This window comes from Neisseria sp. Marseille-Q2251, from assembly GCF_940793045.1.
GTDB lineage: Bacteria > Pseudomonadota > Gammaproteobacteria > Burkholderiales > Neisseriaceae > Neisseria.
On record NZ_CALNWV010000061.1, the window covers coordinates 1 to 10,139 of the forward strand.

At 54.8% G+C, this 10,139-nt stretch carries 10 protein-coding genes and 1 pseudogene; 4 read left to right on the plus strand and 7 right to left on the minus strand.

Annotated features, from left to right (window positions below; all coding sequences use genetic code 11):
• The 7 genes and pseudogenes from AAG834_RS12995 to AAG834_RS13025 all read right to left on the minus strand — a co-directional run.
• Positions 1-190 (minus strand): annotated as a pseudogene (locus AAG834_RS12995) (IS5/IS1182 family transposase); the annotation flags it as partial.
• A gap of 86 nt (positions 191-276) precedes the next feature.
• Entirely contained in the window at positions 277-618 is a 342-nt protein-coding gene (locus AAG834_RS13000) for a hypothetical protein (RefSeq protein WP_342032378.1), read from the minus strand.
• A 250-nt stretch (positions 619-868) separates the two neighbouring features.
• Positions 869-1,783, minus strand: a complete 915-nt coding sequence (locus AAG834_RS13005) for a patatin-like phospholipase family protein (protein ID WP_342032379.1) — start codon at positions 1,781-1,783, stop codon at positions 869-871.
• A gap of 421 nt (positions 1,784-2,204) precedes the next feature.
• On the minus strand, positions 2,205-4,061 hold the full coding sequence (locus AAG834_RS13010; protein ID WP_342032380.1) for an ABC transporter ATP-binding protein: 1,857 nt from the start codon (positions 4,059-4,061) through the stop codon (positions 2,205-2,207).
• A gap of 213 nt (positions 4,062-4,274) precedes the next feature.
• Positions 4,275-4,595 (minus strand): hypothetical protein, encoded by a 321-nt coding sequence (locus AAG834_RS13015; RefSeq protein WP_342032381.1) that lies wholly within the window; start codon positions 4,593-4,595, stop codon positions 4,275-4,277.
• Between the two features lie 3 nt (positions 4,596-4,598).
• Positions 4,599-4,850 carry a methionine-binding protein gene (locus AAG834_RS13020; protein WP_342032382.1) on the minus strand — a complete coding sequence of 84 codons (252 nt, stop codon included), beginning with the start codon at positions 4,848-4,850 and terminating at the stop codon, positions 4,599-4,601.
• 295 nt (positions 4,851-5,145) lie between these two features.
• Entirely contained in the window at positions 5,146-6,147 is a 1,002-nt protein-coding gene (locus tag AAG834_RS13025; RefSeq protein ID WP_342032383.1) for a thiamine ABC transporter substrate-binding protein, read from the minus strand.
• 62 nt (positions 6,148-6,209) lie between these two features.
• Between AAG834_RS13025 and AAG834_RS13030 the strand changes: the two genes are divergently transcribed.
• The 4 genes from AAG834_RS13030 to glmU all read left to right on the plus strand — a co-directional run bounded on the left by AAG834_RS13030 (position 6,210) and on the right by glmU (position 9,007).
• A complete protein-coding gene (locus AAG834_RS13030) occupies positions 6,210-6,866 on the plus strand; it encodes a pyrimidine 5'-nucleotidase (RefSeq protein ID WP_342032384.1) in 657 nt (218 codons plus the stop codon).
• A 62-nt stretch (positions 6,867-6,928) separates the two neighbouring features.
• On the plus strand, positions 6,929-7,219 hold the full coding sequence (locus AAG834_RS13035) for a hypothetical protein (protein WP_039410312.1): 291 nt from the start codon (positions 6,929-6,931) through the stop codon (positions 7,217-7,219).
• 107 nt (positions 7,220-7,326) lie between these two features.
• Positions 7,327-7,518, plus strand: coding sequence for a hypothetical protein (locus tag AAG834_RS13040; protein ID WP_080613582.1), 192 nt, complete (start codon positions 7,327-7,329; stop codon positions 7,516-7,518).
• Between the two features lie 115 nt (positions 7,519-7,633).
• Positions 7,634-9,007, plus strand: a complete 1,374-nt coding sequence (glmU, locus tag AAG834_RS13045; protein WP_342032385.1) for a bifunctional UDP-N-acetylglucosamine diphosphorylase/glucosamine-1-phosphate N-acetyltransferase GlmU — start codon at positions 7,634-7,636, stop codon at positions 9,005-9,007.
• Positions 9,008-10,139: the final 1,132 nt, after the last annotated feature.

The window sequence follows — 10,139 nt, forward strand, 5'->3', positions numbered from 1 at the left end:
CGGCTTTGAACATGGACAACAGGGGATAGGCGGGACGGCCGCGGTGGTCTCTAAGGTAACGGGTTCTTTGACGATTCAGGTATTGTTCGATCGGCTGCCAATCAATCACCTGATCCAACTTCAATAGCGGGAAGCGGTCGATGTGTTTGGCGATCATGGCTTGTGCGGTTTGCTGGAAGAAGGTGCTCATGGAAAATCCCCTAAATGTCTTGGTGGGAATTTAGGGGATTTTGGGGAATTTTGCAAAGGTCTCTATCCATCGAAGCAGCAAACCGTTTACCGCACTGCTTTGGTTCCGCCCGGCCCGTACACGGCGCCCCACGCGGCATCGAGCTGCTGCCCAGCCTGCCTCAAGGTTTCCGCCTGCTGGCTTTTCACATTCATTGCCGCCTGAAGCTCGCCCTGCAAGCGGACGATGTCGGCTTGGGCTTTTTGCAGGCGGTATTGCGCGTCTTCAAGGTCGCTTTGCAGGGAAATGATTTTGCTGTCGTTGCCGGTTTGCTGCTTCAGGGCGGCGCGGTAGGCGGAACGCGCGTTCATCAAATTGTCTTCCGCAGTGTCTGCCGCTGCGTTCAGCGAAACGCCGATTAATATCAAGGCGATGAGTTTGTTGTTCATAAAACATCCTTTGATGCTGTCCCGCGATGTATAGTGGATTAACTTTAAACCAGTACGGCGTTGCCTCGCCTTAGCTCAAAGCGAACGATTCTCTAAGGTGCTGAAGCACCAAGTGAATCGGTTCCGTACTATCTGTACTGTCTGCGGCTTCGTCGCCTTGTCCTGATTTTTGTTAATCCACTATATTAGAGGTCGTCTGAAAGCTGAAACTGTGTTTTCAGACGACCTTTTTGCTGCGGTAGGCTGTTGGTTAATATTGATAGGCGGCGAGTTTGCGCTTGATTTCCGGCAGGGCGGCGCGGGCGGCTTCCTCACCCAGTTGGATGGCGCGTTGTTTTTGGTCGAAACCGCCGATAGAACCCATCTCCAACACTTTCGGTTTGATCACGACGTTTGCCTGACCCAATTCATGTTGGAGCAGCGGAATGCTCATGACGTTGAACGTTTGGTCGAGATATGAGAAGAAGCTTTTGTTGACGTTTTTCACCGGACGGGCGGAAATATCGACGGCGATAATGAAATTGGCACCTTGTTTTTTAGCCGCGCTGACGGGAACGGGTTGCGACAGACCGCCGTCCACGTATCGGCGGCCGCCAATCAAGGTGGGCTGGAACACGTTGGGGATGGAAGCGGATGCGCGGACTGCCTGTCCGACGTTGCCCCTATTGAAGGCGACGGCTTTGCCGCTTTCAAAATCGGTGGCGACGGCGGCGAATTTGATCGGAAATTGTTGGATGGGGCGGTTGCCGACTTTGTAGTTGATGTAATTTTGCAGTTTTTCGCCTTTGATGAAGCCGCTGGTGGAGAGGGTCAAGTCAACCAAGTCGGTTTTGCCCAAAATTTCGGCTTCGAGTTCGAGGCGGTCGGGCGACATGCCTGAAGCGTACAGGCTGCCGACGATGGAGCCTGCGGATGTGCCGGTCACGACTTTGACGGGAATATTGTTTTCTTTCAAGACTTTGATAATGCCGATATGGGCAAAGCCTTTGGATGCGCCGCCACCAAGCGCAAGGGCGACCACGGCTTTGGGCTTGGCGGTATTCGCGGTCTGGGTATGCGGCTTGTTGTCCGATTTGTCGGAATTATGGCTCGAACAGGCAGCGAGCATGAGTACGACAGACGCAGTCAGCGTAGTGCGCAGTGTTTGAATCAGCAATGGTTTCATTTTCAGACGACCTTTATAGATGGATTTTTGGTTTGGAACATATATTCAGCCGAACGGCGCGAAACTGGTCGCGGTATGCGCTCCGTCGTGTTTTTATCGGCTCGGCTGCGGTAAAGCGGCAGAAACCTGTTGTCCGCTTGCTCATGAAAACAGGCGGAATCAGGAGAACAGGGGCAATCTGCCATCCGCCTGTCAGGCGGCACGAGCAGGAAGTTTAGCGCATCGTTATGCCGAAATCAAAAAAGGTCGTCTGAAACCTGATTTTCGGTTTCAGACGACCTTTCCATCCTTCAGTCAGATTTGCAATTTATACCCAAAAAAGAAGGGCGCAATCTTGCGCCCTGTCGAGATGATTTTGCACTGAGGTCGTCTGAAATTCAAAACCGGATTTTCAGACGACCTTTTGTCTTACTTCAAACGTTCAATTATGTTCCCAATCAACGTGTTCGCTGAGGAAACCGCCGCTTTGGTGCGCCCAGAGTTTGGCGTAGAGGCCTTGTTTCTCGAGCAACTCGGTGTGACTGCCTTCTTCGATGATGCGGCCTTTGTCCAAGACGATGAGCCTGTCCATCGCGGCGATGGTGGAGAGGCGGTGGGCGATGGCGATGACGGTTTTGCCGTCCATCATTTTGTCGAGGCTTTCTTGGATGGCGGCTTCGACTTCGGAGTCGAGCGCGCTGGTGGCTTCGTCGAGCAGCAGAATCGGCGCGTCTTTGAGCATGACGCGGGCGATGGCGATGCGTTGGCGCTGGCCGCCGGAAAGTTTCACGCCGCGTTCGCCGACGTGGGCGTCATAGCCGCGCCGCCCTTTGGCGTCGGAAAGGTTGGGGATGAAATCGGCGGCTTCGGCGCGTTCGGCGGCGGAAATCATTTCGGCGTCGGTCGCATCTGGGCGGCCGTAAACGATGTTGTCGCGCACGGAACGGTGCAGCAGCGAGGTGTCTTGCGTAACCAAACCGATTTGGGCGCGCAGGCTTTCTTGGATTACGCTGTCGACGTTTTGCCCGTCAATCGAGATCGTGCCGCTTTGCGGTTCGTAAAAGCGCAAAAGCAGGTTGACGATGGTGGATTTGCCCGCGCCGCTGCGTCCGATCAAGCCGACTTTTTCGCCCGGGCGGATGGTGAGGTTGAAGCCGTTGAGCAGCGGTTTGCCGGCTTCGTAGGAGAAATCGACGTGTTCGAACTTTATTTCGCCTTGTGATACTTTCAGCGGCAGGGCGTTCGGCTTGTCGAGAATGGTGTGCGGTTTGGACAGGGTCGCCATGCCGTCGCCGACGGTGCCGATGTTTTCAAACAATCGGGCGGATTCCCACATGATGTATTGCGACAAACCGTTGACACGCAACGCCATCGCGGTGGCGGTGGCAACTGCGCCGACGCCGACTTGTCCGTGATACCAAAGCCAGATGCCCAGCGCGGTCGTACCGGCGGTCAGCGAGCTGTTGACGATGAAGCTGCATGTGTGCAGAAGCGTCGCCAAACGCATTTGGGCGTGTACCGTAACCATAAATTCTTCCATCGACTGCTTGGCGTAAGCCGCTTCGCGCGCGCCGTGGGAGAAGAGTTTGACGGTGGTGATGTTGGAATAGGCATCGGTAATGCGGCCGGTCATCAGCGAGCGCGCATCCGCCTGACGCGCGGCGGTTTTCCCGAGCTTGGGAATCAGGAAGCGCATCACTAAGGCAAAGCCGATAATCCAGCCGATAAAGGGCAGCAGCAGCCAGCTGTCGAACGAAATCAAAATCACGCCGGACGTGATGAAATACACCAGCACATACACAACCATGTCGGCAACCGTCATCACCACGTCGCGCATCGCCAGCGCGGTCTGCATGACTTTGGCGGACACGCGGCCGGCAAATTCGTCCTGATAGAAACCGAGGCTTTGCCCCAGCATCAGGCGGTGGAAATTCCAGCGCAGGCGCATGGGAAACACGCCTTGCAGGGTTTGCAGGCGCACGTTGGAAGCAAGGAAGGTCCAGAGGGCGAAAAACACCATCATTCCCGCCATCGCCGTCAACGCCCAGCCTTTTTCGTCAAACAGAGTTGCAGGCGTGTATTTGCCGAGCCAGTCCACGACTTTGCCCATAAATTGAAACAACAGGGCTTCCATAATGCCGATACCGGCGGTAAACACCGCCAAAACGGCAATCCATTTGCGCAAGCCTTCGATATTGCTCCAGACAAACCGCCACAGCCCTTTTTCAGGCGTTTTCGGGGCGGCTTCGGGATAGGGGTCGATTCGGGATTCGAACCATGAGAATATTTTTTGAATCATTGTATTGTTTTGATTGAGATAGAGTGGATTTCAGACGAGCTCTACGGTGGGGACGGGTCGTCTGAAAACAAGTATCGTGAGTTAAAGGCATTATTTTACGGGAAAAAACGGCGGGAAGACACTGTAAGAAAGTCGGGACGGACAAAGTGCCGTGATTTAGAAAGAGGTCGTCTGAAACAGCGTGCCGATAAGGAATACGGTTTTTATCCGTCCTTATATGGTCAAATTGCAGCTGAAATCCGTATCAAACCCATCGGCGTATCGGCTTATATCCATTCCAATTTTATTTTGAACGGACTGAAGCCAAAAAACAAAACCGAAAAAAATGTGCTTGTTCTCAGGCGTCACGCCGAATATGCCGTCACTTTGATGCGAAATCTGCAGGTCATCCAATATAGACAAGAAGTTGTCCAGATTTTGCCTGATGTCTTCTATCTCGCTTTTTTGAAGCTCCTCAATCAACAGGACTTCATTATCCAGACCGATGATGGTAGGCAACTGGGTCAGTTTTTCATAGATCGCTTTCACAGACATTTTTCAATACCGGTAAACCCGACGCGCGGGATACGGGCGCGGGTAAGGCGGGTAGGGATAGCCGTAGCGGTGGACCGGCTCGCTGTCTTGATAAATGACGGTCGTTCCCGGCGGGGCGTTGACGGTAACGGTTTTATTAATGGTGGTTTGGGAATGGACGGGCAGGTCGAGGACGGCGGTGCGCCCGTATGGGGTTTCGGTGTAGAAGCAGCCGCCCAGTGCGGTCAGCGTGAAGGCGTAAAGTAGGGGCTTCATGGGATTCCTTCATTCAAAACGAAACGGTAAGGGGTCGTCTGAAAACACGGTTTCGATACGGTTGAAGCCGTTTTTGGGTTTCCTGTAGAAATCAACAGTGTTGTTTACACTTTTTGCTTTTGCTTGAAGACCCGTTTGAGCAGCTATCCGGCATTGTCAAGAATGTCGATAGACACGGGAAACCCGCTCTGTTCTTGATAATTCCGGATAGCTGCCTAAGAATCATTCAAGCAAAAACAAAAGCTGTCCGCCGTAGAAAAAGTGTAAACAACGCGACGATTTCCTACACCTCCGCTTACCTTAACACGGTCTTCGTCCAGCGGCTGACCCATTGTTTCTGTTTGGTGTCGATGTCGTTGCGGCTGGGCGAGTCGGTTTGTTTCGGTGCTTGGGCGAACTCGAACACTTTGGGCAGCGGCGTGTTTTTCACGGCGGGATAGACCCACATTTCGGTCGGCAGGGCTTTTTGCACTTCGCCGCTTTGCAGCCACTGTACGAGTTTCGCCGCCAGTTCGGGCTGTTTCGCGCCTTTCAAGACTGCCGCGCCTTCGACTTGGCGGAACACGCCGCCTTTGAGGAAGAGGTTGCCGGTCGGCGGCACGCTGTATTTGCCTTTGGAGTAGTGGACTTCGGCGGCGGGGCTGGCGGCGTAGCTGACGACGAGCGGATACGCGCCGCCGTTTTGGGTGAAGTCGGTGTAATAGGCTTCACTCCAGCCTTTGGCAACTTTCACGCCGTTTTGACGCATCTGCGCCCACCATTTGAACGCGCCCTCTTCACCCATGCTGCCGATGTTCGCCATCAGGAAGGCAAGTCCGGGCGAGGAGGTGGCGGGCGAGGGCGTCACCAGCAGGTTTTTATATTCGGGGCGGGTCAGGTCCTGCAAGGTTTTGGGCAGCGGCAGTTTTTTCTGTTCAAACCATTTTTTGTCGTAGTTGAGGGTAACGTAGCCGTAATTGACCGCCGCGATAACGGGCATCCCCGCTGAAACGGGTGCGGATTTGGGCTGCGCCGCCGCCAATATGCCTGCTTCGCGCGCTTTGCCGATGTTGGCGTTGTCCAAACCGTAAACCGCGTCGGCAATCGGGTTTGCCTTGCTGAGAATCAGTTTGTTGAGCATTTCGTTGCCGCTGCCCGCTTTGATGACGGAGACTTTGGCATCGTTGGCTTTTTCAAACTGCGCGATGGCGGATTGGGGCAGGCTGAAGGATTTGTGTACGGCAAGGCGCACTTCAGTCTGGGCGGATAAGTTTGCCGAAGCCAGCAAGAGGGCGAGGGCGGATAATTTCAGTTTCATTCTCTAACCTTTGTACGGGTAAAATACGAAACATCATAACAAAATCCGCACCAACACACGACATGAACCTTTCCCCCGTTTGGCTCTTTGACCTCGACAACACGCTGCACAACGCCGATGCAGGCATTTTCTATATCATCAACCGCGCCATGACCGACTACATGGCGCAACGCCTCAAGCTCTCCGAAGAAGCGGCATCCGACCTGCGTCAGGACTATTGGCACCGATACGGCGCGACGCTTGCCGGCCTGCAAATCCACCATCCCGAAATCGACATCCGCGAGTTTCTGCGCGAAAGCCATCCCATCGCGCAAATCTTGGCAAAATTGGAGGGCATGGAGGGAACCGAAAGCGTTTTAGGTCGTCTGAAAGGACGCAAAGCCGTTTTTTCCAACGGCCCTTCGTTTTACGTCCGCGCCATCATCGGGGCATTGGGTTTGGAAAACCGTTTTGACGCACTCTTCGGCACGGACGACTTCGGGCTGCGCTACAAGCCCGACCCGCAAGCCTACCTGACCGTCTGCCGCCTGCTCGACGCCACGCCCGAACAGTGCATCATGATCGACGACAGCGCGGACAACCTGCATCAAGCCAAAGAGCTGGGCATGAAAACCATATGGTTCGGCAGCAAAGCCCATCCCCTGCCCTTTACCGACGCCGTTGCAAAAGATATGCAGGCGCTCGCCGAATGTGCCGAAAAACTGTCGGCACTCGTCTGAAACCTTTACAATATCGGGTTTGAACAACGGCACCAAGCCGCCCGACCACAAGGACAACCATCATGCGATACACCGCCCTCATCCTCGCCGCCGCAGCCGCCCTGACCGGCTGTACCTGGGAAACCTACCAAAACGAATCCGGCCACACCTCCCTGCGCCCCAAATACGAAAAAGGCACGCGCATCTATTACGAAGACGGCACCTACTCCCGCGATATGCGTTACAACCAATACCGCCCCGAACGCCGCACCCTCAAACCGCTGCACGGCGACCAAGAAAACGTACGCGGCACGACATGGAACAAACCCCAAGGCGCCGGACAAACCGCGCCCGAAACCCAAACTGAGGAATAATCCGCCCGCAGAGGTCGTCTGAAACCGTTTTTTCCGTTTCAGACGACCTCAAACATAACCGCCATCCCGTTCGTCCCACATCTGCCGTTCTTCACAAGGAGAAAACCATGCGTTCCCTCGCCCTGATTTTCGTTACCGCCGCCATCCTGAGCGGCTGCACCACAGACCGCTACGACTTCGACAGCCGTCCCGCCGATACATCCGCGCGCACGCCCCTGAAACCGACCACACTCGACCGCTTGGAACATGGCAGCCATGCCGACTCTTACCGGTTCACCCCCAAACCCAACAAACCATAATCTCCAAACGTCCGCACGCCAAACCCAAATAAAAAGGTCGTCTGAAACCCCAAAACCCCGTTCAGACGACCCCTAAATACTCCCTTCATCAACATTGCATTCGAGAAAGTCCATCATGTCCGCCACACCCCTCAACATTGTCATCCTCGCCGCCGGCAAAGGCACGCGCATGTATTCCCAAATGCCCAAAGTGCTGCACCGCATCGGCGGCAAGCCCATGGTCGAGCGCGTTATCGACACCGCCGCCGCCCTGAATCCCCAAAACATCTGCGTCGTCATCGGACACGGCAAAGACCAAGTTTTGGACACCGTCAAACGCGACGTCGTCTGGGTCGAACAAACCGAACAACTCGGCACCGGCCACGCCGTCAAAACCGCCCTGCCCCACCTTGCCGCCGAAGGCCGCACGCTGGTGCTGTACGGCGACGTTCCCCTGATTGACACTGCCACCCTCGAAACCCTGCTCGAAGCCGCAGGCAGCGAAGTCGGACTGTTGACCGACGTTCCCGCCGACCCGACAGGCTTAGGCCGCATCATCCGCGACAGCCAAGGCAGCGTAACCGCCATCGTCGAAGAAAAAGACGCCGACGCCGCCCAAAAAGCCGTCCGCGAAATCAACACAGGCATCCTCGTCCTGCCCAACGCCAAACTCGAAAACTGGCTGGACACCCTCTCCAGTAACAACGCCCAAGGCGAATACTACCTGACCGACCTCATCGCCAAAGCCGTTGCCGACGGCATCAAAGTCCATCCCGTCCAAGTGCGCGCCTCCCACCTCGCCGCCGGCGTGAACAACAAACTCCAGCTCGCCGAACTCGAACGCATCTTCCAAACCGAACAGGCGCAAGCCTTGCTCAAAGCAGGCGTCACCCTGCGCGACCCCGCCCGCTTCGACTTAAGGGGTCGTCTGAAACACGGACAAGATGTCGTAATTGACGTCAACGTCGTCCTCGAAGGCGACATCGAAATCGGCGACAACGTCGAAATCGGCGCAAACTGCGTCATCAAAAACGCCAAAATCGGCGCAAACAGCAAAATCGCCCCCTTCTCCCACCTAGAAGACTGCGAAGTCGGACAAAACAACCAAATCGGCCCCTACGCCCGCCTGCGTCCGCAAGCCCGCCTTTCAGACGACGTACACGTCGGCAACTTCGTCGAAATCAAAAACGCCGCCATCGGCAAAGGCACCAAAGCCAACCACCTCACCTACATCGGCGACGCCGAAGTCGGCAGCAAAACCAACTTCGGCGCAGGCACGATCATTGCCAACTACGACGGCGTGAACAAACACAAAACCGTCATCGGCGACGAAGTCCGCATCGGTTCAAACTGCGTCCTAGTCGCACCCGTCACACTCGGCAACAAAGTAACCACGGGCGCAGGCAGCACGATTACCAAAAACGTCGAAGACAACAAACTCGCCCTCTCCCGCGCCCGCCAAACCGTGATTGAAGGCTGGGTACGTCCCGAAAAAGGGGATAAGAAATAAAGCAGTAAACCGCCCTGCGCAATTCGTTGCAGCAACAGCAATCTGTCCCTTCCCCCGTCCGGCGGGGGAAGGTTAGGATGGGGGTGGCTTTGCGACTTTAGGTCAAATCAAATTTGTACAACCCGTAGAGCCACCCTCTCCTCAGCCCTCTCCCGCCGAACGGGAGAGGGGGCAGGTTACAGATAAAAACGAGATCGTCTGAAAACTCTGAGGTTTGAGTTTTGGAGAAACTCGTTCCCGATTTTTTCAGACGACCTTTTATTCAATCAAAACAGACTTGAGATAACCCAAGTAGCGTGGGCTTTGCCCACGAAATCTACCATCTGACAATTCAAATCAGACAACAGCCGAATGGGCATCCATTTCGGCATTTATCTCGCGGGCAAAGCCCACGCTACCCGTTGCAGCAACAGCAACCTGTCCCTTCCCCCGTCCGGCGGGGGAAGGTTAGGATGGGGGTGGCTTTGCGATTTTAGGTCAAATCAAATTCGGACAACCCGTAGAGCCACCCTCTCCCCGGCCCTCTCCCGCCGGACGGGAGAGGAGGCAGGTTGCAGATAAAAACGAGGTCGTCTGAAAACTCCGAGATTCGAGTTTTGGATAAACTCGTTCCCGATTTTTTCAGACGACCTCGTTTATTCAATCAATACAGGCTTGGGATAACCCAAGTAGCGTGGGCTTTGCCCACGAAATCTACCACCTGAAAATTCAAATCAGACAACAGCCGAATGGGTATCCATTTCGGCATTCGTTTCGCGGGCAAAGCCCACGCTACTCATTGCAGCAACAGCAATCTGTCCCTTCCCCCGTCGGGCGGGGGAAGGTTAGGATGGGGGTGGCTTTGTGATTTTAGGTCAAATCAAATTTGTACAACCCATAGCACCCCCCTCTCCCCAGCCCTCTCCCGCCGGACGGGAGAGGAGGCAGGTTGCAGATAAAAACGAGGTCGTCTGAAAGCTCTGAGATTTAGGTTTCAGACGACCTTTTGCTATCGATGCCTCAAGACTCAAATATCTTGCATGATTTGTCCGTATTGGCGAAATGCTGCGTCTTGTCTTCGCAGGTGCTTTCGGTCGTTTCACACGATACCGTGACAAAGCTTTCGTTGATCTTCAATACCTTGGGATTTTGA

What these genes read in the sequence shown, in the direction of transcription:
- AAG834_RS13000 (WP_342032378.1), bottom strand. Translation starts at nt 618, where the DNA reads ATGAACAACAAACTCATCGCCTTGATATTAATCGGCGTTTCGCTGAAC.
- AAG834_RS13005 (WP_342032379.1), bottom strand. Translation starts at nt 1,783, where the DNA reads ATGAAACCATTGCTGATTCAAACACTGCGCACTACGCTGACTGCGTCT.
- AAG834_RS13010 (WP_342032380.1), bottom strand. Translation starts at nt 4,061, where the DNA reads ATGATTCAAAAAATATTCTCATGGTTCGAATCCCGAATCGACCCCTAT.
- AAG834_RS13015 (WP_342032381.1), bottom strand. Translation starts at nt 4,595, where the DNA reads ATGTCTGTGAAAGCGATCTATGAAAAACTGACCCAGTTGCCTACCATC.
- AAG834_RS13020 (WP_342032382.1), bottom strand. Translation starts at nt 4,850, where the DNA reads ATGAAGCCCCTACTTTACGCCTTCACGCTGACCGCACTGGGCGGCTGC.
- AAG834_RS13025 (WP_342032383.1), bottom strand. Translation starts at nt 6,147, where the DNA reads ATGAAACTGAAATTATCCGCCCTCGCCCTCTTGCTGGCTTCGGCAAAC.
- AAG834_RS13030 (WP_342032384.1), top strand. Translation starts at nt 6,210, where the DNA reads ATGAACCTTTCCCCCGTTTGGCTCTTTGACCTCGACAACACGCTGCAC.
- AAG834_RS13035 (WP_039410312.1), top strand. Translation starts at nt 6,929, where the DNA reads ATGCGATACACCGCCCTCATCCTCGCCGCCGCAGCCGCCCTGACCGGC.
- AAG834_RS13040 (WP_080613582.1), top strand. Translation starts at nt 7,327, where the DNA reads ATGCGTTCCCTCGCCCTGATTTTCGTTACCGCCGCCATCCTGAGCGGC.
- glmU (WP_342032385.1), top strand. Translation starts at nt 7,634, where the DNA reads ATGTCCGCCACACCCCTCAACATTGTCATCCTCGCCGCCGGCAAAGGC.